Origin of the sequence: Bacillus sp. ISL-47, from assembly GCF_018613175.1 — a bacterium.
Taxonomy (GTDB): Bacteria; Bacillota; Bacilli; order Bacillales; family Cytobacillaceae; genus Cytobacillus.
The window spans coordinates 89,180-111,357 of sequence record NZ_JAGGQS010000019.1; the positions used below are offsets into that span (position 1 = coordinate 89,180).

Below are 22,178 nucleotides of genomic sequence, written 5' to 3' on the forward strand. Positions count from 1 at the left end.
CTTACCATTCTTCCTCCTGGACCTTGCTCCGATACAGTTTAAAATTACCGGTATCGGCTCTCTTTTGCGTTCTCTCAGCAATTCTTGTTTCACACGGTTTGCACATATAGGTGTGAATTGGGCGATTGCGCAGACGCTTAGCCTGCAGAGATTCATTTTCTATAGATTCGATTTTATCGCAAAGTACACATTTAACTCTCATAGGGACACCTCATATTATTTTGACTGCTTTTAATACCATTATAGTACAAGTTCGTAATGGATTCGAATGCTTTGCGATAAATAAATTTTTGCTGCTTTTACGGTATTTGGCCTGAGGTATTGGTTCATATTAGTATAGAATAGAGTTTCAGTGCCGTATTGCTGAAGAAGGTGCTTTAGCCATGAATGTATATTGGTTGAAAGAAATTCCTTATCATACTATGATGAAACTAATAAAGGAGGGAAAAGAATGGCAAATCAGGTAGAACCCAAATTAATTAAACCATTATATGATGAATTGCAGAAAGAGCGGTTTGTCACACTTGCAACTGTTGATCACGAAACAGGAGGGCCAAATGTTAGCGCGATTTCTTGGGTATTGGCCAAGGATGAAGAAACAATCTGTTTCGCTGTTGATAACCGTTCAAGAATCGTACAAAACATAAATAACAACAATCAAGTAGTCCTGAATATCATAGCAAACGAATCTACATATTCCATCTCTGGAGAGGCTTCAGTAAAGTCTGAAAAGATGGAAGGTGTGCCGCTTAAGCTGGCCCTATTGGATATCAGCGTAAAAGAAGTTCGTGATGTAATGTTCTACGGCTCCAAAATTACAGCAGAACCGCAATATGACAAAACTTACGACAAAGATGCTGCAGCCCGTTTAGATAAACAGGTAATGGAAGCCATGAAAAAAGCTTAGTTCCCTAAGGGAGCTAAGCTTTTTTCATGGCTATGTTAGAGAAAACTGTTGATTAGAGCAGCAAAAAAGTACCAGGTACCTATACCAGTTCGTACAACTGGTATAGGTACCTGGTTTATTTATGGTAGTTTGAATGTTCTTCTTGTTTTTGTTCGAGTTTTTTTTCTTGGTTGTTATTGAGTTTTTTCTTCGGATCCTCTGTTGCGTTTTTTTCATTTTTCTTGTTTGGATCAACTAAATCTGCGGGTACTTCTGGCATTAAACGGCCAGCTATATCAGCCAGCTCATTCATAATTCCCTGAATAGGCTCCCCATTTTGAATGTCTTCGGCTATTTCTCGAAGCCGGGCGTTAATGTCCGGATCGGCCACAATCATAGCTCTTGCGCCATGGGGATCATTTTTCAGACTTTCTGCAACAGAATACTTAATTGTCCCAACTTCAGATCTGTCGAGGTTTTTATTTACATCAATCCCTACAATCGCAAATCTTCCGAGGACAACCGCAGTCGCGTCGTTAACATTGGGTATCCTTGTTGCCAAGTCGACAAGGTGTCTGGAAACTTGCTGTCCGGTCTCCCTGTCAACTTCCTGAATCGTGCTGTTTTTAACATTAATGGCATTTTGCTGGTCCTGCTGGTCTTGGGACTGGTTATTGTTTAATCCGCATCCTGACAAAAGTAAGGCTGAAAAGAACAAAAATAGCCATTTCTTCATATTTGACACCTCCGGGGCTATCAAAAAATTTTCCTGAAATAAAAGCAATTACCCGAAATGCCCTGAGTATTTTGCAGTTTATCAGGACTAAATAGGATTCTTTAATGATTATTGTGCAAAACTTCTTCTATCTTTATTCGGCAAAACATATATTTTACCAAGTTATATTTGTCCCACTGTATATAAAAGCCTTTCATCCTATTCATTCAACTTCTCAGTGGGAATGAATAATATAAACAAACGACGTATTCGTTATGATTCCAAAATGGGCTCATACCAAACAAAGACACAGCAGCTATCGAAACTAAAAAGGCAGAAAGCCCCCACTTACGAAGTTTCGCTTTATAAAGACCCAAGAGGAGCAGGAGGCATCAGATTGAGTAAAATTTACGTTTTAGATACCAACGTCTTGTTGCAAGACCCTAATTCCATATTTTCATTCGAAGATAATGAAGTGGTAATTCCAGCTGTGGTACTGGAAGAAGTCGATTCGAAGAAAAGGTATATGGATGAGATAGGCAGAAATGCAAGACAAGTATCCAGGCTGATTGACGGCATGAGAGAAACGGGAAAGCTTCATGAAAAAATCCCTCTTGAAAATGGCGGAAGCCTGCGTATTGAATTGAACCACAGATCATTTCAACAGCTGCAGGAGATCTTTGTGGAAAAAACTAATGATAATCGGATTTTGGCAGTTGCCAAGAATTTATCACTTGAAGAAGAGACAAAAGAAAATGGACGAACAGTCATTCTGGTAAGCAAAGATGCTCTCGTCCGTGTAAAAGCCGATGCAATCGGGTTAATATCTGAAGATTTTTTAAGTGATCGGGTAGTGGAAAATGATCATTTGTATCCTGGTTTCCTGGAAGTTTATATAGGGCTGGATAGATTGAACCGCTTTTATGAAAAAGGTGAATTGCCATTGTCAGATGTGGCAAATCATCCTTTCTATCCCAACCAGTTCCTTGTTATGAAAGATGCCCTTGGCTCCTCTTCATCGGCTTTGGGGGTGGTTGATCAAAATGGAAAGAAGGTAAAGAAGCTTATATTTGACCATGATCATATTTGGGGAATCAAACCCCGAAATGTTCAGCAGACAATGGCTTTGGAGCTTTTGCTAAGAAATGATCTTCCTTTAGTTACGCTAATTGGGAAGGCTGGAACCGGAAAGACCTTATTGGCGCTGGCGTCCGGTTTAATGCAGACCGAGGACTATGGACAATACAAAAAGCTGCTGGTAGCACGGCCAATTGTTCCGGTAGGAAAAGATCTTGGATTCCTGCCAGGTGAGAAAGAAGAGAAACTAAGACCGTGGATGCAGCCGATTTACGATAATCTGGAGTATTTGTTTAACGTGAAGAAACCAGGGGAATTGGATGCCATACTTGCAGGAATGGGATCGATCGAGGTTGAGGCGCTGACCTATATACGGGGAAGGAGCATTCCGGATCAGTTTATCATTATTGATGAAGCGCAGAACTTAACTAAGCATGAGGTGAAAACCATTCTTACGCGAGTGGGGGAAGGAAGTAAGATTGTCTTAATGGGTGACCCTGAGCAAATAGATCATCCATACCTTGATGCCTATAACAATGGCCTTACCTATGTTGTAGAAAAGTTTAAAGATCAAATTATCTCCGGACATGTCAAGCTTGTCAAAGGCGAGAGATCCGGCCTTGCACAGCTTGCAGCTGACCTTTTATAGAAACATTTTAGCCTAATATTTCACCCGAATTTACAATAATTGGTCTATAGCCGGGGGTGGCCCTGCAAAAGCAGAATATACTGTTATTGCGTGCGGCCAATAAGAAAAGGGCGATATTCCATCGCCCTCTCCGGTCATTCCACTCTGAAAGCTTTCACTCTTTTGATAGGATTGTTTTTATTGCTTCCATCACCGATATATACATGTACAGGTCCGTCATCCTTTAAAGGTTTTCCTTCCTTTGAGAACCCCAATATTAATTCTTCTGCTTGGGATAAAGGCAGTTGAACCTCGCCGTCTTCACTTTCGATAATTAGAGATTCTGCACTTTCATCCGGCTCGGCATTATGGAGGAACGGTTTAAAAGGAATCCCGAAAGTACCTGTCAATACCTTTTCCTTTTCGAATTTTTTTTCTGTTTTTAATGTAGGAGGAAACACAGCTCCTTCCATGATCTCCCTATCCCAATGCTTAGAAACTGCCTTCGTATATTCCTCGAGCTCATTTTTATTCACAGTTTCCTTATCAAAATATGTATTCAAATCTACTCTCCGGTCATCAAAAATCCAGACTCCCGGATCCAATGTAATCGTATATTTAACTTGTCCTTTAAATGAAATAATATTTTCCATATTAATCCTCCTGGCAAATCCATGCACTCATGAATAGATATATGCTTTTAGTATACAGATTTTATGGGAAGTTGTCATATTGGCATTCTTGATAAATATTTGGGGTAAACTAGCTCAATGATAAAAATAATGCCAGGAGGGAAATAATGACCTGTCATACTAGCGGTGATCTGCAAAAAATTGTTAATGGAGTCGTTCCATTGGCAAATGAAGGCGAAGTAGCAGATTATATTCCTGCACTTGCAGAAGTAAACAAGCAAGATCTTTCAGTAGCGATATACAACATTATGGATAACAGCTGCATATACGCCGGAGATTACCAAAAAAAGTTCACTTTGCAAAGCATTTCAAAAGTGCTGGTCTTGGCATTGGCCATTCAAGATAGAGGATATGGCTATGTTTTTAATAGAGTGGGGATGGAACCAACCGGCGATCCATTCAATTCTATTTCCAAACTTGAGACATCTATTCCTTCAAAGCCTCTTAATCCAATGATTAATGCAGGTGCACTGGCGGTTACGAACATGATAAAAGGTGAGAACGCATTGGAAAGATGGAGCCGCATTAGGGATTTTGTACAGCGATTGGCAAGTGATAAAGATGTAACCTGTGATGAGGAAGTAGCAAAATCTGAATTTGATACTTCCTGCCTTAATAGAGCTCTCTGTTACTTCATGAAACAGCACGGTGTTATCGAGGGGAATGTAGAAGAACTGATGGACATTTATACAAAACAATGTGCAATTGAAATGAGCTGCTTCGATCTCGCAAGAATAGGTGCTGTTTTTGCACTTGATGGGAAGGATCCGGAGACCGGTGAAGAAATTATCTCTAGAGAGATTGCACGTATTTGTAAAACATTCATGGTTACATGCGGGATGTACAATGCATCGGGGGAGTTTGCCATCAAAGTTGGAATACCGGCAAAAAGCGGCGTGTCGGGCGGAATTTTAGGAGTAGTGCCGGAAAGGTGCGGCATAGGCATTTTCGGCCCTTCACTGGACAAAAGAGGAAATAGCATAGCAGGTTTAAAGCTATTGGAGATTCTGGCAGATAGAAATAACTACAGCATATTTTAAAATGGCTCACTGTTGGTATTGGCACTCTGTTGATTAAAACGGAAGGCAAGAGATCCTTGAAAACGCATTCTCATTACCTACGTACAGAGTTGATTCAAGAATGTTATCTTAACGTCCAGCGGGAGAAGAGAATCAAAGGAAGATCTCAAAGACGCGTTTTACGCGGAGGGAAGCTGCCGGAACGCCTGCGGTTCGGGAGCGCCTGGAGTGGAAATCAACAGGGGAATTACAGAGTCTAAAATATAAAAGTTCTAAATAAAGCAAGACGTTCGGCAGAACGCTATTCTTTATTAATCCCTTATTATCCTTGCTTTTTTCCAAGCTTAAGTATAAAATTTAAAGATAGGATAATCGCTCGGAAATGGAGGGATTGAAAGTTGGCTTCTGAAATGATTTTAGATCACAAAGAAAAAGCAAACGCTCTTTTAAAGGCAGATGCTGCTAAAATATTAAAGTTAATCAAGGTTCAAATGGATAACCTCACAATGCCCCAATGCCCTCTATATGAAGAGGTGCTTGATACTCAGATGTTCGGGTTGTCCAGGGAAATAGATTTTGCTGTCCGTCTCGGTTTAATTGAAGAGACCGAAGGCAAGGCTATTCTTGATGAATTGGAAAGAGAACTCTCCATTCTTCACGAAGCTTCAGTAAAAAAATAAAATTAAAAAACTCAAACATTCTTCATAGATTGTTTGAGTTTTTTTATAACCAAATTGAGCAATAAGGTTGATTAGTATGCCTGCTTGAAAGATTATATTTAAACGGTATAACTTTATTTTAAATTAGTATGACATAATTATGGAATTCTCTTGATTGTTATGTTACATTTAAATTAACTTTTCTTTTCTTCAAAGCAGGATATTCAATACTATAGTAGAATAAGTAATAAACTTAGAAGATAAGGGAAGAGGGCTGGATGTTAAAAAAAATTTTAAAATCGTATGATTATACCTTGGTTATCGCTGTAGCTCTGCTATCTGTTTTTGGGCTAATTATGGTTTTTAGCGCAAGCATGGTTACTGCAGTACAAATTTATGATCAAGAAAGCGACTACTTTTATAATAAGCAAAAAATGCATTTAGTTATTTCTGCAATAGCATTTATCTTTGTTGCTTTATTTCCATATAAAGCCATGCAAAGCAATAAATTTCTTGTGCCCATGGTGGGGATTTCTGTTTTCGGCTTATTTGCCCTATTTATTTTTGGCAAAGTGGCAGGCGGAGCCATGAGCTGGTTTGAAATAGGAAGCAGAAGCCTTCAGCCCGCTGAATTTGTAAAGCTTTCAGTTATTATATATTTAGCTGCAGTATATGCAAAAAAGCAGCCATATATAAATGAGTTTAATAAGGGAGTTCTTCCGCCGCTTGCCTACTTAATCCTTGCTATCCTGCTGGTTGCTATTCAGCCGGACTTTGGGACAGCCATAATTATTTTTGCTGTCGCAGCAGCAATTATTTTTACTTCAGGCATGAATTTCAAGAATATCTTTAAGCTGGGCCTGTTTGGAATGCTGCTTGCTGCACCTTTTATCCTTCTTTTAAAGAATAAGATATTTGCCCCTTATCGCATGGGAAGAATTGAAGCCTTCAGAGATCCCTTTGGATCAGAATTTGGTTATCAGCTTTCCAACTCATATATTGCGCTTGGTGCAGGAGGATTGAAGGGACTTGGTCTTGGGGAGAGTGTCCAGAAGTTGGGCTACCTTCCTGAAGCGCATACAGATTTTATTATGGCGGTAATTGCGGAAGAACTTGGTGCTATCGGGGTTGGTTTTGTCATTTTGCTTCTAGGGTACATTGTCCTGAGAGGAATCTTTATCAGTTTAAAGTGTAAAGATGCCTTTGGCAGCCTGCTTGCTATTGGGATATCCTCCATGATTGGGATACAGGCTTTTATCAACCTGGCCGGGATCTCAGGAGTCATGCCTCTTACGGGTGTAACTCTTCCCTTTGTAAGTTATGGTGGATCTTCGCTTCTGCAGCTTTCCATTGCTATGGGGATACTGGTGAACGTCTCTATGTTTGTAACTTATGAAAAAAAGTATAAAAATAAAGATGAACAACCAATGCCGGAAGCTATTCCAGAGTCTTCTGAAAAAGCTTATGTAATCCGTAAATAAGCACAGGGTTACTCTCAGTGCTTTTTAATACATAAATCAGGAGTAAATTCCTTCTGATAAAAAAAAGGGTGTTCTGCAATAAACTGCAGGGTGCCAATCATAGAAATTCAGGTCAGCAACGGGTGGGTTTTCCCACCCTGATACAGCCTGAATTTGGCAGAATATTATTAAAAATACATAAAGACGGGGTGTTTTTCTTGAGCCGAAGAATTAACAAAGTTTTAGTAGCTAACAGAGGAGAAATTGCTATCCGCGTATTCCGTGCTTGCACAGAGCTGGATTTCCGTACGGTAGCAATCTATTCAAAAGAAGATTCAGGATCTTATCACCGCTATAAAGCTGATGAAGCATATCTGGTAGGGGAAGGCAAAAAGCCGATTGATGCATATCTGGATATAGAAGGAATTATTGCAATTGCTAAAAATAGCGATGTTGATGCAATTCATCCAGGATATGGATTCCTATCCGAAAATATTGAATTTGCCAGACGATGCGAGGAAGAGGGCATTATTTTTATTGGTCCTTCATCCAGGCATTTAGATATGTTCGGAGATAAGGTTAAAGCCAGAACACAGGCACAGCTTGCTGAAATTCCGGTTATCCCTGGAAGTGACGGGCCAGTACAAAGCCTAGAAGAAGTGATTAGCTTTGGAAAAAGTCATGGATTCCCTATCATTATTAAAGCCTCCCTCGGTGGCGGCGGAAGAGGCATGCGCATAGTGAGAAGCCTTGAGGAAGTAAAGGAGTCCTACGAACGTGCAAAATCAGAAGCCAAGGCAGCATTTGGAAATGATGAAGTATATGTTGAAAGATTCATAGAAAGACCGAAGCATATTGAGGTTCAAATCATAGGAGACCGTGAAGGGAATATCGTCCATTTATATGAGAGAGATTGTTCCGTACAAAGACGTCATCAGAAGGTTGTAGAGGTGGCGCCATGCGTTTCCCTATCTGAAACGTTGAGGGATGAAATTTGCCTGGCAGCAGTCAACCTAATGAAGAATGTTGATTATATAAATGCAGGGACAGTAGAATTCCTTGTATCCGAAGACCAGTTTTATTTTATAGAAGTTAACCCGAGAGTACAGGTTGAGCATACGATCACCGAAATGGTAACAGGGGTTGACATTGTACAGACGCAAATACTTGTTGCAGAAGGCCACTCTTTGCATAGCAAAGAAGTGGGAGTGCCAACACAAGAAAACATCCACATTCACGGGTTTGCCATTCAGTCACGTGTTACGACTGAAGATCCGTTAAATAACTTTATGCCTGATACAGGAAGATTAATGGCATACCGATCCGGCGGCGGATTTGGTGTCCGCCTGGATGCGGGGAATGGCTTCCAGGGTGCGGTTATCACCCCATACTATGATTCCCTACTGGTAAAATTGTCGACTCATGCGATGACTTTCCAGCAGGCAGCATCCAAAATGGTCCGGAATCTTCAAGAATTTCGTATTCGCGGTATTAAAACTAATATTCCTTTCCTTGAAAATGTGGTTAAGCATGAAAAATTCTTGAAGGGAGAATATGATACTTCCTTTATTGATGAAACACCTGAACTTTTCCTATTCCCGAAAAGGAAAGACAGAGGTACAAAGATGCTCAGCTACATCGGGAATGTAACAGTCAATGGTTTTCCGGGAGTTGAAAAGAAAAAACGACCTGTTTTTGACGAGCCTAGAACGCCTAAAATGAAATACAGCACAGCCTTCCAGGACGGTACAAAGCAGATATTGGATTCACTTGGTCCTGAGGGCCTTGTAAAATGGATTAAAGAACAAAAGGAAGTTCTTCTAACTGATACAACTTTCCGTGATGCACATCAATCATTGCTTGCAACACGCGTAAGAACCAATGATTTGAAGAGTATTGCAGAGCCTACGGCAAAGCTTCTTCCGGAAATGTTCTCGTATGAAATGTGGGGCGGAGCTACTTTTGATGTGGCGTACAGATTCCTGAAGGAAGACCCTTGGGAAAGGTTGCTCACATTGAGAGAGAGAATGCCGAATGTGCTTTTCCAAATGCTTCTTCGTGCCTCCAACGCAGTAGGATATAAAAACTATCCGGACAATGTTATTAGGGAATTTGTTGAAAAATCTGCATATGCAGGAATTGATGTATTCCGGATATTTGACAGTCTTAACTGGGTTAAGGGCATGGAAGTCGCAATTGATGCTGTCCGCCAGAGCGGCAAGATTGCTGAAGCTGCCATGTGCTATACAGGTGATATTTCCGATCCAGCGAGAACCAAGTATAATCTGAATTATTACAAGGATCTTGCCAAAGAGCTTGAGAACCAGGGAGCTCACATACTTGCTATAAAGGATATGGCTGGACTGCTAAAGCCCCAGTCGGCTTACAGGCTGATTTCTGAACTAAAAGAAACGGTGGACATTCCGATCCATCTTCATACGCATGATACAAGCGGAAATGGAATTTACACATATGCAAAAGCCATCGAAGCCGGAGTTGATATTGTCGATACAGCATTGAGCACGATGGCCGGATTAACTTCACAGCCAAGTGCGAACTCCCTTTATTATGCATTGGAGGGAACTGACCGCAAACCGAATGTCAATATTCAGGCGCTTGAACAGTTGTCTTATTATTGGGAAGATGTCCGCAAATATTATCAGGACTTTGAAAGCGGCATGAAGGCTCCTCATTCAGAGATTTACCAGCATGAGATGCCAGGCGGACAGTACAGTAATCTGCAGCAGCAGGCTAAAGCTGTAGGCCTTGGCGATAAGTGGGATGAAGTAAAGAACATGTATTCCCGAGTGAATCATATGTTTGGGGATATCGTTAAGGTAACACCTTCCTCAAAGGTAGTAGGGGACATGGCTCTGTTTATGGTCCAAAATAAGCTTACAGAGCAAGACGTAATAAATAAAGGGCAGTCACTTGATTTCCCTGACTCAGTAGTTGAATTGTTTGAGGGATATTTAGGACAGCCATATGGAGGTTTCCCTAAGGAGCTCCAAAAGGTGATCCTAAAAGATAGAGAGCCTCTAACAGTTCGCCCGGGCGAGCTGTTAGAGGATGTTGATTTTAATGCTTTGAAAGAAAAACTCTTTAAGGAACTGGGAAGGCAGGTAACAAGCTTTGAAGCAATTGCTTATGCCTTGTATCCAAAAGTATTTATGGATTATGTAAAAACATGCGATCAATTTGGTGATGTTTCTGTTTTGGATACTCCAACATTCCTTTATGGGTTAAGGCTTGGAGAAGAAGTGGAAATTGAGATTGAAACAGGAAAAACATTAATTGTTAAATTGGTTTCTATCGGTCAGCCTCAGGCAGATGGCACAAGGATTGTCTATTTTGAGCTGAATGGACAGCCTCGTGAAGTTAGTATAAAGGATGAAAGCATTAAAGCAACCGTTGCTTCAAAAGTTAAAGCAGACCCTCATAATGAAGCCCATATTGCTGCCAGCATGCCTGGAACAGTAATAAAGGTAGTCGTTGAAAAGGGAGAGAAAGTGGAAAAAGGCGATCATTTAATGATCACAGAAGCGATGAAAATGGAAACAACTGTACAGGCACCATCTTCAGGAACAGTAAAAGACATTTACGTGGGGAATGGTGAAGCTATACAAACTGGCGATCTTTTGATTGAAATAACAAAATAAACATAAAAAAGAGCTTTGGCCAATGCCGAAGCTCTTTTTTATGTTTATTAGCAGCTTTTCCTGCTACGTGATTGTCGTCACGGGAGATACTGATGCTCCTTGCTTTTCTTCCTTCTTCACTTTTTCAATGGCGAGCTCATTCTTTTTGCTTCGGGATGATAAAAGGATGAAATAGCTTAATACCCCAAATAAGCAAGAAATAAAGAATGCATGTGCTAATGCTATATATAAATTAAGTCTGGTAATGACTACCAGGGCGCCCGCTGCAACCTGCAGGGATACTAGTATAAATGAAATGATCCATCCCCAGTAAATAACTTTCTGGTCTTTATAATATTTTATTGCGAGATAGGTAATATAGCCAATCCAGATGAAGATTAATCCTGCCGCGGCTCTATGGCCCATTTGCACCCACTCATACATGTTTCCAGGAAGTGTAAAGGCTCCATTAATACAAAGCGGCCAATCACGGCAAACCAGGCTGGCATTAACGTGGCGGACAAGAGCTCCTGTATAGACTACGGCATAGCTATATAATGATACGCCTATTATATGCTTCCTCATTCTTTTATCAATGATTAGTTTCTCAGCCTTAAATTTCTTGTCAACTTCAAAAATAAGCAAGGTCAGAAGAAGTACTGCTGCAAAAGATATTAAGGAAATGCCGAAATGAAGGGCAAGTACGAAATCCGATTGTCCCCAGACCACGGCAGCCGCGCCAATCAATGCCTGCAGAACGAGAAAGAAAAAAGATGTCAGCGACAAAAATTTAGTTTCTCTAATGTGACCCATTTTTTTCCAAGTCCATACAGATAGAATCAAAACCATAATCCCAACCGAACCGGAAACCAGCCTGTGAGCAAGTTCTATAACCAGCTCAGGAGTGATATCGCTTGGAACGAACTCTCCATTGCACAGCGGCCAGGATTTTCCGCAACCCATTCCTGATTCTGTTTTAGTAACAAGCGCACCGCCTAACAATATTAAAAGCATGCCGATTGTGGTTAATACAGCAAACCACTTTAAAGATCGTTGCAAAGCCTTTCACCTTCTTTGTCATATTCGTTTTGCTTTTGTTTGACCATATAGAATAGAATTTCTTTTCTATTAATTATCCGTATTCTATCTTAACAAAAATTCTCTAAAAAACCAGATAGGATTGTTGCTCCATTTACTTTTTCGATAGTACAGGAATAAAGCTTTTTTTACAACACTTATAAAAATTTATAAACGTAATTATAGTAAAAAAGGTTGAAACTTGGATTGGAGTTTGCTAGAAATATATAGGGGGTATAAATATGGATATTCTTGTCGCGGAAAATATTAATGGTTCCCCCTTGGCCAGATACATAATGGTGAGTTAAAATCTTTACTCCTTAAAGTTTTCTGCAAGTTTATTATCTCAAAAAAACAACCTTTCTTTAAGCATATTTAATTTTTGACACAAATTAGTCATAAATTATTCTAAAAAAATTCACAAAAGAGTTTTAAAGTGTGATTTAATATACAGAAGAAAGGTTTATTTTTTATTTGAATAATAAACTGTTTAATTACATTGTAAATAGTAGAAAACTATTTCGGTGATAATTATTTATTTAGGGTGAACCCCTCGTTTTTTATTGCAAATATGGCTTTGAAAGCAATTATGCTATATAGTAGTTGTAGTGTTAAAATAGCTTTGTTTGTGATAAGGGATAAAGGAGGAAAAGATATGTCTAACTCACGGGCTTTGAGTGAAGCTGCCATTGAAGACAGTGAGCGAAGCCTTCAAAATGATATACCGGAGACTACAGTCTGGAAGGATTTTCTTGCGCTGATTAAAATAGGCATTGTAAATTCCAATCTGATAACAACCTTTACCGGTGTTTGGCTAGCATTGCATTTTTCCGGCAAAGGATTTTTCAATAATCTAGACCTGGTTTTCTACACATTAATTGGTTCTTCACTGATTATAGCTGGCTCTTGCAGTCTCAATAATTATATTGACCGCGATATTGATCCATTAATGGAAAGAACCAAAGGCAGGCCGACTGTAACGGGGAAAGTGAATCCTGCAAAGGTTGCGCTTTTAAGTTTTCTGCTTATTGGCCTTGGGACTGCCTTTCTTATGTTTACGACAGCAACAGCAGTTGTAATCGGATTAATTGGCGTTTTTAGCTATGTTGTCCTTTATACAATGTGGACAAAGCGCAGATTTGTTTCCAACACAATTGTGGGCAGTATATCCGGTGCTGTGCCGCCGTTAATTGGATGGGCAGCTGTGGATGGCAGCCTCGACCCTATGGCATGGGTGCTATTCGCAATCGTATTTATTTGGCAGCCTCCCCACTTTTACGCACTTGCGATGAGAAGAGTGGAGGAATACCGTGCGGCAGGAGTACCAATGCTTCCGGTTGTAAAAGGTTTTGAAGCTACAAAAAGGCATATTTATATCTGGGTTGCTGCATTATTGCCGCTGCCATTCCTTATGCCTTCACTTGGTTTGGCATTTATGATTCTAGCAACCATCTTGAATGTTGGCTGGATCTTAACAGGCATTTATGCCAGAAAGTTTAATGACGATATTAAATGGGCTACATTAATGTTTGTATACTCATTACAATATCTGACTATCATGTTTGTAGCTATGGTAATCATCACACTTATTTAATTTTGTTAGGAAATTCTTACTTTCGCTAGTTACGAGAGGGGATTTATCCATATTTTTTGATCAAACAATTCAAAAAATGAAATTTTTACGAAAGAGGGGTTTGATTAAGCTATGAAAAGGCTTGCAAAGTGGCGTCTTTTTTCTCTGTTTGCGGTGATGGCGCTCGTTCTATCCGCGTGCAGCGGTAAACCGTATTTATCTACGCTAAATCCTGCTGGCGAAGTGGCGCAAACACAATTTGATCTAATGGTGTTAAGTACTGCAATTATGGTGGGGGTAATTGCCGTAGTAACAGTAATCTTCTTTATTGTTGTTTTTAAATTCCGCCGCAAAGACGACAGAATTCCGAAACAAGTTGAAGGAAGCCACAAACTTGAAATTATTTGGACTGTCATTCCTATTCTTTTGCTTCTTATTCTTGCTGTACCAACAGTTTCAGCTACCTTTAAGCTTGCAGACGTAAGTGAAATGGAAAAGAAGAATGAAGAAGGCAAAACAGATGCACTTGTTGTCAATGTGCGTGCTAACCTATACTGGTGGGAGTTTGAATATCCAAACCAGGAAATTATCACTGGACAGGAACTAGTTGTTCCAACTGACCAAAAAGTTTATTTCAACCTAATTGCGTCTGATGTTAAGCACTCATTCTGGATTCCTGCTGTTGGCGGAAAGCTGGATACAAACACAGATAATGTGAATAAATTCTGGCTGAAGTTTGATGGCGAAAAGGCTGATGAGGCTAACAACTTATTCTATGGTAAGTGTGCAGAGCTTTGCGGACCTTCCCATGCTTTGATGGATTTCAAAGTTAAAGCGGTTCCAAGTGAAGAGTTTGATCAGTGGGTAACTGCAATGCAGGATGTAAAAGAGCCTAAGCAGGCTGAAACTGATCTTGCGCAAGCTGGACAGGAAGTATTTAATAACAGCTGTATCGGCTGTCATGCTGTAACACCAGCAAACACTGCTCCAGAAGCAGCTCGTTTAGCTCCAAACTTAACTAACTTTGGTGACCGTGAGCGTATTGCCGGTATCCTTGATCACACTGAAAAAGATCTAAAGGATTGGTTAAGAGATCCAGAAACATTTAAACCTGGCAACAAAATGACTGGAACTTATGGCGAGTTGACTGAAGAAGAGCTTGATGCTCTTGCAGAATACTTAATGGGCTTAAAGGTTATGGAACAATAGGGGATTTTTTGAAAAGGGAGGTAAAATTGTGAGTACCTTAGCACAGAAAAAAGGTTTTGGAGCGACTTTATGGGACTATTTAACAACAGTTGACCATAAAAAAATCGCAATCCTTTATCTTATAGCGGGCGGATTTTTCTTCTTGCTTGGCGGTTTGGAAGCCATGTTCATCCGTATCCAGCTAGCAGTACCAAACAATGATTTTGTAAGTGCCGGGTTGTATAATGAAATTCTAACAATGCACGGTACAACGATGATATTTTTGGCGGCTATGCCACTTATATTTGCATTTATGAATGCCGTAATGCCACTTCAGATTGGTGCGCGTGACGTTGCATTTCCATTCTTGAATTCTTTAGGATTCTGGCTGTTCTTCTTTGGTGGAGTTTTCTTGAACCTTTCATGGTTTTTAGGAGGAGCACCTGATGCCGGCTGGACTTCCTATGCATCTCTATCAATTGCTTCTGAAGGCCATGGAATTGACTTCTATGCACTTGGATTGCAGATCTCAGGTGCGGGTACGTTAATTGGGGGTATCAACTTCCTTGTTACCATCATTAACATGCGTGCTCCTGGAATGACTTATATGCGCATGCCGATGTTTACTTGGGCGACGTTTGTAACGTCAGCATTAATTCTTTTTGCATTCCCTGCTTTAACAGTAGGTTTATTCTTGCTAATCTTTGACCGTATGTTTGGATCCAATTTCTTTGATCCTGCTATGGGAGGAAACACAATAATCTGGGAGCACTTCTTCTGGATTTTTGGTCACCCTGAAGTTTACATTTTGGTATTGCCGGCATTCGGTATCTTCTCCGAGATTTTTGCGATCTTCTCAAGAAAGCGCCTGTTCGGATATTCTTCCATGGTATTCGCAACAGTACTTATCGGTTTCTTAGGATTCATGGTTTGGGCTCACCATATGTTTACAACTGGAATGGGTCCAATTGCGAACGCAATCTTTGCAGTAGCAACAATGGCTATTGCCGTACCAACTGGTATTAAAATCTTTAACTGGTTATTTACAATGTGGGGCGGAAGCATTACGTTTACAACACCAATGCTTTGGGCTGTTGCATTTATCCCTTCATTCGTAGCCGGCGGTGTTACTGGTGTTATGCTTGCATCTGCAGCACAGGATTATCAGTACCATGACAGCTACTTTGTAGTTGCCCACTTCCACTATGTAATTGTCGGCGGGGTTGTATTTGCATTATTTGCAGGTGCACATCTATACTGGCCGAAAATGTTCGGTACAATGTTAAACGAATTCCTTGGTAAAATTACCTTTGTGTTATTCTTTATCGGATTCCACTTAACATTCTTTATCCAGCATTTCTTAGGGCTTTGGGGAATGCCGCGCCGTATCTTTACATTCCTTCCTGGCCAAGGATTAGAGACGGCTAACCTTGTAAGTACAATCGGTGCTTTCTTCATGGCAGTCGCAGTGATTGTATTGTTAATCAATGTTGTTATAACAACTGTTAAAAACGAAAAGGTTGGCAATGACCCATGGGGAGATGGCCGTACGCTTGAATGGGCTATTCCTTCTCCGCCTCCATTCTATAACTTTAAGCAGCTTCCGCTAATTCGCGGACTTGATGCATACTGGCTTGAGAAGATGGACGGCAAAGAGGGAATGTCACCTGCTGAACCACTAGGTGATATCCATATGCCAAACAATTCTTTCATTCCATTTGTTATCTCATTCGGCTTATTTGTGGCTGCTTTTGGTGCAATGTACAGAGCTGACTACAGCTGGGGAATTCCAGTATTGATTATTGGTATGCTGATTACATTAGGTTCTATGTTTGTCCGTTCTATTAAGGATGATCATGGATACCACATTCATAAAGAAGATTTGGAAGATAATAATGATAAGGGGGTTAAGGCATAATGGCTGCTGAACAAAAAATGACTTATGAAACATGGCCGGCGTCGCCTGAAAAGCAAACCCTCGAGGCTAAGAATAAATTTTTAGGTTTCTGGTTTTTCCTTGGAGGAGAGACAGTTCTATTCGCCTCCCTCTTTGCAACATACCTTGCCTTGAAGGATAAAGTACCAAGCAGTGATATGGCACTGGCGAAAGACCTATTTGAGATTCCTCTTGCGTTTATGATGACGATGCTTCTATTAACTAGCTCGTTAACAAGCGTTTATGCAATGTATCATATGAAGAATTTTAATTTCAAAAAGATGCAGCTGTGGCTTGGAATAACAGTTTTGCTAGGACTTGGTTTCCTAGGTTTGGAAATTTACGAGTTCAATCATTATGTGCATGAATTCCATCATAGCTTCACCAGCAGTGCATTTGGTTCAGCCTTCTATACTTTAGTCGGCTTCCATGGTGGCCACGTGGCATTTGGTTTGCTGTGGATCACAACTCTAATGATCCGCAACAGCAAAAGAGGATTGAGCCTTTACAATGCTCCTAAGTTCTATGTTGCAAGCCTTTACTGGCACTTCATTGACGTTGTTTGGGTATTCATCTTCACAGTAGTATATTTAATGGGAATGGTGGGATAATCTGATGGCAAATCAACAACCAAACTCAGGAAACCCAAGAGTAGACATTGAATATAGACGTAAAAAAAGTGCGGAAGAGATGAAGCATCAAGTTATCACTTTTGCAATGATGATTTTCTTAACAATTGTTGCGTTCGTAGCAGCTGGTTATGAAGGTTTCTCGGCATGGTTTATTGTGCCTTTCATTTTGATTCTTGCAGTCGTGCAAGTAATCTTCCAATTATATTATTTCATGCATATGAGCCATAAAGGTCACGAAGCACCTGCATTGTTCTTATACTCCGGAGCATTAGTCGGATTTATTACAATCATTGCGTTCCTGACTGTCATATGGTGGTAATCGTAGGAGAAAATCGGCTAACGGCCGATTTTCTTTTTATGTAAGCAGGTTTTGGAAATGATAGGGAGTTGCACTTCATTGAGATTGTGGATGAAAGAGAGTATAATATGATTGGAAATGTATTTGCAGTTATTGCAGAGATATGTTGAAAAGCCGTTACTAAAAGAGTGATTGGCGATATTGAGTAATACTGAATGAGGTGATAGGCATGTCTTTAGAAATATTCGGTTTTCGTGCGCTTTGGAGTCCATTCTTCCTTTTATTTGTGCTTCTTGTTCTTGCAGGATATTACTTATTAACTGTAAAGTATCGCACCAAATATAAAAACAGTGAGCCTTTGACAAGAAGGCAGGGAGTATACTTTGTTGCCGGAATGGCTGTGCTATATGCCATCAAGGGTTCTCCTGTGGACCTGATGGGCCATTTAATGTTTTATGCACATATGGTTCAAATGGCTATCTTATACTTAGTCGTTCCTCCGCTTGTAATTTTAGGTATCCCGCAATGGGTTTGGCGCGCGGCAATAAATTATAAAGGTGTTAAACCTTTATTTGATTTCTTTACCAAGCCGCTCATAGCTCTTATCCTGTTCAATGGCGTATTTTCTATTTACCATATACCTGATGTGTTTGATATTGTAAAAACGGATATGCTGCTTCATACAGCATACACGACTATATTGTTCCTGCTGGCAACTTTTATGTGGTGGCCTATTCTGAATGAACTGCCTGAAAGAGATACGTTAGGGGGACTTAAGAAGGTAGGGTACGTATTTGCCAATGGTGTTTTGCTAACGCCTGCATGCGCGCTGATTATTTTTGCAGATACACCGATGTACAATACTTACTCTGATCCTAATGCATGGGCGCAGGCACTTCAGTTATGTGTTCCATCTACTACTTTGGCAAGCCTTAACCTAAGCGGACCTGAAATGTTTAATTCTATGTCTCTTATCCATGACCAGCAGCTGGGCGGCGTTATCATGAAAATCATTCAGGAAATTGTATATGGCATTGTCTTGGCTCAGATATTCTTCGCCTGGTATAAGAAAGAACAAGAAGAAACACCAATTGAAAAAGAACATATGCTTAATCCGCAGCCAATCAAATAATTGGAAACTCCAGCTTAAATGCTGGAGTTTTTTTGCACTCTCTGTCAATAGAGCAGTGAGTTTAATCACATAAGAATTAATAAATATTGAACATTTAAGGAACTTTTCTTAAAAGTACAAGCTGTTTGTTGAAAAAAGCATAATACTCTACTAGAATTAAATTTGTGATTTATTTGATGCAGCTATATTGAATTTCAACCGAAAACCGGAGAGAGGAAGACTATATGGAATATTCATTACCTATACTGCCTACAATCAGTACAACATTCATTGTGCTTAGTGCAATTACTGTTGCGATTGGCTGGGTACAAATTAGCAAAAGAAAACTTGAAGCCCATAAGAAAACGATGACTTTGGCGGCTGTTCTCGCTGTCATTTTCTTTATCATCTATGCCAGCAGAACAATATTTATTGGCAATACAGCTTTTGGCGGCCCCGATGACATTAAAATTTATTATACGATCTTCTTGATTTTCCATATCACTCTTGCAACTGTGGGAGCTGTTTTAGGAATTATATCCCTTTATACCGGCTATAAAAACAAATTGGAAAAACATAGAAAACTTGGACCTATTACAAGTGTTGTCTGGTTTTTCACAGGGATTACAGGTGTTGCTGTTTACTTGCTGCTTTATGTTTTCTATCACGGCGGTGAGACTACATCTGTTATTAAGGCAATACTGGGAACGTAATAATGCATTGAATACCGCTTTGAAGCGGTATTTTTTTTGCAAATATACGTTTTTTCATTGAGTAAAGTTGCATCGGCTGAACCGGTCACATAATCCAGTCAATAGTTTAGGAAGGAGTTATCAGGTCTATAGCGAATCTTTATCAGGATGAAATTAATCGGGAGTGAAAAAAGTGAACGTAAGGAAATTAGCAGAAAAAGAATATTTAGAAGCAATGAAACTTTCCATGTATGCTTTTCAGTACGATGTTCCAGAAGATGACATTCCAAAGCGGATGGAAAGGCTAAAGGAACATACAATTTTTGGGATATGGGAAGGAGAACACCTGGCAGCTAAACTGCACATCATTCCATTAAACGTCCATATTAATGGCCAAGCTTGGAAAATGGGAGGGTTAGCTGGGGTAGCAACCTATCCTGAGTACAGAAGAAATGGGTTCGTCAGCCAGCTAATTAAACAATCATTGGCTGAGATGGATGAGCAGGGGCAAATCTTTTCATTTTTGCATCCTTTTGAAATTTCATTTTATCGAAAATACGGATGGGAAATATTTACTGATTATAAGAAGACTGTAATTAATAAAATTGATTTAAAAATGGCGGGCAAATCTTCTGGCTCGATTAGACGATTTAATAAAAGCCAGCATATCAAAGATATTGAAAAAATTTACGAAGAATATATGGGGCAGTTTTCTGGAGGGCTTATCAGAGATACCTATTGGTGGGAGAACTTTGTCTACTCGGATTATCAGATAGCTGTATATTATGATGAAAAAGGGGATGGGAAGGGTTACCTTCTTTTTAAAGTAAAAGATCATAAAATGGACGTAGAAGAATTTACGGCACTAAACCACGAAGCCAGAGTGAATTTATGGAACTTCATCTGCCAGCATGATTCGATGGTGGAGAAGGTAAAGCTCACTACCTCTGTACATGACCCTTTTCCATATTACCTGCCTCAGCCTAATTTGAAGATGGAGGTTTTCCCGTACTTTATGGGGAGAATCGTAAATGTGGAAAATTGTTTGAACCTATATACATTTAATAATAACCAAGAAAAAGTTTTTATCCATATTGAGGATCCATATGCTCCATGGAACACTGGAAGCTATCTAATATCAGGCGATGGTATAACTCCTTTCAAGGAAAAAGAAGGGAGCCGCTGTGCAAAGCCAGCTGCTAGAGGGCTGCATATGTCTATAAATGCTCTAACAGCAATTATCATTGGATACAAACGGCCGCTGGAATTATATGACTTAGATGAAATTGCAGGTCCAAGGAGTGATGTCGAGGCTCTTGAGAGAAAAATCCCGCAGCAAAAATCATTTTTTTACGACTTCTTTTAAATTACACGCAAAGAGGCTGACTCAAAAGGTCGTTAAATGACGACTCTTTTATGTCAGCTTTTATTTAGGGATTTTTTTTCTTCATTTTCGAGTCATTTTAAATGGACAGCATAACACTCGGTAGGACGATTTACTTCTTTTTTTTACCTTAGATGTGTATATGCTTATATTGATTCTTGCACCCTGTTGATTGGAGCGGAAGGGGCGAGACTCCTGGGGGAGAAGCGAGTCAACAGGAGGTTCCCGTTCCTCCCCGCGGGTTCGCTGCGTGACTGGAGCGGAAATTAACGGGCAAGTTTTATAGTCCAACACAATAATCTATACGAAAAGAGCCTTATATTTTAAAGTTCATTTTAATTAAACCGGCTTCTTTGGCAGAATTAAACGCAATAACCATAAGCGGACCAATGATGAACCCGAGTATGCCCAGCAGTTTTAAGCCGATATACATGGCGATCAGAGTTGCCAATGGAGATAATCCAATATGCGTGCCCATTACTTTTGGTTCAACAGTCCTTCGAATAATTAATAGGATAGCTGCTAAAATGGCAAGTTTTGTTCCCATTGCGATATCTCCAGTGAAGAGATGGAAAAGTGCCCAAGGACCAAGAATAACAATGGAGCCAATGATCGGAATAAAGTCTATCACCCAGATGATGATCGCCATTACCAAGGCTACTTCTGGATTGATAAATAATAGCCCAATCAGGGAAACGATAAAAATAATCACACTAACAAGGAATTGAGCTTTAAAGAAGCCAAATCCAACATACGTAAGCCTGGAAGTCATGAATCTGACTTTATCTGCAGTTTTTTCTGTAAGATGATTGTACATTCCTTTCCTTAAGCGTGGAAGGTCAATTAAAAATAGGAACAATGCGATTAGATACACAATGAAACTGACAAGATAATTTGGAATATTAGTCAATAATGCTTTTAGATTATCTATATTGACATAAGCTACAAGATCATCCTTTGTTTTATTCAAGAAGGATTGGACCTGCATGCTGATTTCATCAACTAAATCCTTTGGAAGGTCTTTAGCGGCATTCGTAAAATCCGCCTCTGCCCGCAGCCAGGCTTTTGTAATTTCGTTAATGTACATAGGAGCATTTTCAATAAGCTTAATCGCCTCTGTAATAACCTTTGTTGTAATAAAATAGCCAGTCAAACCAATAAAAAGGACAAATCCAATAAAAGTAATCAGCACGGATAATCTTCTTTTTATTTTTATTTTATCCCGAAGCAATTTTACGATTGGTTCCAGAATAAGAGCTGTAATGAAGGCTACGATCAATGGAACAGATACAGGCAAAATAAAGTAGAATATGGCAGCGATGAGAAGTGCGCCAATTAATATAAATAAAAATCGTCTAGTGAATATGGCAGACAAAAATAGATCCCCTTTCCAAACTCCTAAAAAGCAGCTAGCATCAGCCAATGTAATAGCATAGATTCCAGAGTAATAAAACATCCAAAATAATAGTAACATTTCAATTATATTATGCATTTAATATTAGAAACAATAAAA

19 protein-coding genes are annotated in these 22,178 nt (G+C 39.7%); 14 read left to right on the forward strand and 5 right to left on the reverse strand.

The window, feature by feature from the left end; genetic code table 11:
- Nucleotide 1 precedes the first annotated feature (1 nt).
- Nucleotides 2–202 carry a YlaI family protein gene (locus J7I93_RS06785; RefSeq protein ID WP_214724579.1) on the reverse strand — a complete coding sequence of 67 codons (201 nt, stop codon included), beginning with the start codon at nt 200–202 and terminating at the stop codon, nt 2–4.
- A 249-nt stretch (nt 203–451) separates the two neighbouring features.
- On the opposite strand from J7I93_RS06785, the gene J7I93_RS06790 reads away from it, so the two are divergent.
- Complete coding sequence (locus J7I93_RS06790) at nt 452–907, forward strand: pyridoxamine 5'-phosphate oxidase family protein (protein ID WP_214724581.1); 456 nt, start codon at nt 452–454, stop codon at nt 905–907.
- 115 nt (nt 908–1,022) lie between these two features.
- On the opposite strand, the gene J7I93_RS06795 is transcribed toward J7I93_RS06790, so the two are convergent.
- Nucleotides 1,023–1,622, reverse strand: coding sequence for a YhcN/YlaJ family sporulation lipoprotein (locus J7I93_RS06795; protein ID WP_214724583.1), 600 nt, complete (start codon nt 1,620–1,622; stop codon nt 1,023–1,025).
- A 376-nt stretch (nt 1,623–1,998) separates the two neighbouring features.
- On the opposite strand from J7I93_RS06795, the gene J7I93_RS06800 reads away from it, so the two are divergent.
- Nucleotides 1,999–3,327 (forward strand): PhoH family protein, encoded by a 1,329-nt coding sequence (locus tag J7I93_RS06800; RefSeq protein ID WP_214724585.1) that lies wholly within the window; start codon nt 1,999–2,001, stop codon nt 3,325–3,327.
- Nucleotides 3,328–3,461: 134 nt separating this feature from the next.
- Here J7I93_RS06800 and J7I93_RS06805 read toward each other — a convergent pair whose 3' ends face one another.
- Complete coding sequence (locus J7I93_RS06805; RefSeq protein ID WP_214724586.1) at nt 3,462–3,959, reverse strand: molybdopterin-binding protein; 498 nt, start codon at nt 3,957–3,959, stop codon at nt 3,462–3,464.
- A 146-nt stretch (nt 3,960–4,105) separates the two neighbouring features.
- On the opposite strand from J7I93_RS06805, the gene glsA reads away from it, so the two are divergent.
- The 4 genes from glsA to pyc all read left to right on the forward strand — a co-directional run bounded on the left by glsA (nt 4,106) and on the right by pyc (nt 10,795).
- Nucleotides 4,106–5,038, forward strand: coding sequence for a glutaminase A (gene glsA, locus J7I93_RS06810; protein ID WP_214724588.1), 933 nt, complete (start codon nt 4,106–4,108; stop codon nt 5,036–5,038).
- Nucleotides 5,039–5,415: 377 nt separating this feature from the next.
- On the forward strand, nt 5,416–5,697 hold the full coding sequence (locus J7I93_RS06815; RefSeq protein WP_110067841.1) for an Fpa/YlaN family protein: 282 nt from the start codon (nt 5,416–5,418) through the stop codon (nt 5,695–5,697).
- 257 nt (nt 5,698–5,954) lie between these two features.
- On the forward strand, nt 5,955–7,157 hold the full coding sequence (locus J7I93_RS06820; RefSeq protein ID WP_214724590.1) for an FtsW/RodA/SpoVE family cell cycle protein: 1,203 nt from the start codon (nt 5,955–5,957) through the stop codon (nt 7,155–7,157).
- Nucleotides 7,158–7,354: 197 nt separating this feature from the next.
- Nucleotides 7,355–10,795, forward strand: a complete 3,441-nt coding sequence (gene pyc / locus J7I93_RS06825) for a pyruvate carboxylase (protein WP_214724592.1) — start codon at nt 7,355–7,357, stop codon at nt 10,793–10,795.
- Between the two features lie 63 nt (nt 10,796–10,858).
- On the opposite strand, the gene J7I93_RS06830 is transcribed toward pyc, so the two are convergent.
- Nucleotides 10,859–11,833: a COX15/CtaA family protein gene (locus tag J7I93_RS06830; RefSeq protein WP_214724595.1), complete on the reverse strand. Its 975-nt coding sequence runs from the start codon at nt 11,831–11,833 to the stop codon at nt 10,859–10,861.
- Between the two features lie 673 nt (nt 11,834–12,506).
- Between J7I93_RS06830 and cyoE the strand changes: the two genes are divergently transcribed.
- From cyoE to J7I93_RS25510, 8 genes are all read left to right on the forward strand, one after another.
- Complete coding sequence (cyoE, locus tag J7I93_RS06835) at nt 12,507–13,445, forward strand: heme o synthase (RefSeq protein WP_214987933.1); 939 nt, start codon at nt 12,507–12,509, stop codon at nt 13,443–13,445.
- 111 nt (nt 13,446–13,556) lie between these two features.
- On the forward strand, nt 13,557–14,633 hold the full coding sequence (gene coxB, locus J7I93_RS06840; protein ID WP_214724597.1) for a cytochrome c oxidase subunit II: 1,077 nt from the start codon (nt 13,557–13,559) through the stop codon (nt 14,631–14,633).
- A gap of 28 nt (nt 14,634–14,661) precedes the next feature.
- Complete coding sequence (gene ctaD, locus J7I93_RS06845) at nt 14,662–16,530, forward strand: cytochrome c oxidase subunit I (protein ID WP_214987931.1); 1,869 nt, start codon at nt 14,662–14,664, stop codon at nt 16,528–16,530.
- Nucleotides 16,530–17,159 carry a cytochrome c oxidase subunit 3 gene (locus tag J7I93_RS06850; protein WP_144542371.1) on the forward strand — a complete coding sequence of 210 codons (630 nt, stop codon included), beginning with the start codon at nt 16,530–16,532 and terminating at the stop codon, nt 17,157–17,159. Before ctaD ends, J7I93_RS06850 begins: the two co-directional genes overlap by 1 nt.
- A 4-nt stretch (nt 17,160–17,163) precedes the next feature.
- Nucleotides 17,164–17,499 carry a cytochrome c oxidase subunit IVB gene (ctaF, locus tag J7I93_RS06855; protein ID WP_110067833.1) on the forward strand — a complete coding sequence of 112 codons (336 nt, stop codon included), beginning with the start codon at nt 17,164–17,166 and terminating at the stop codon, nt 17,497–17,499.
- A 208-nt stretch (nt 17,500–17,707) separates the two neighbouring features.
- A complete protein-coding gene (gene ctaG / locus J7I93_RS06860) occupies nt 17,708–18,610 on the forward strand; it encodes a cytochrome c oxidase assembly factor CtaG (protein WP_214724599.1) in 903 nt (300 codons plus the stop codon).
- 224 nt (nt 18,611–18,834) lie between these two features.
- Complete coding sequence (locus J7I93_RS06865) at nt 18,835–19,302, forward strand: DUF420 domain-containing protein (RefSeq protein WP_214724601.1); 468 nt, start codon at nt 18,835–18,837, stop codon at nt 19,300–19,302.
- Between the two features lie 172 nt (nt 19,303–19,474).
- Nucleotides 19,475–20,647 (forward strand): GNAT family N-acetyltransferase, encoded by a 1,173-nt coding sequence (locus J7I93_RS25510; protein WP_214724603.1) that lies wholly within the window; start codon nt 19,475–19,477, stop codon nt 20,645–20,647.
- 334 nt (nt 20,648–20,981) lie between these two features.
- Here J7I93_RS25510 and ytvI read toward each other — a convergent pair whose 3' ends face one another.
- Nucleotides 20,982–22,040 (reverse strand): sporulation integral membrane protein YtvI, encoded by a 1,059-nt coding sequence (ytvI, locus tag J7I93_RS06875; RefSeq protein WP_214724605.1) that lies wholly within the window; start codon nt 22,038–22,040, stop codon nt 20,982–20,984.
- Nucleotides 22,041–22,178: the final 138 nt, after the last annotated feature.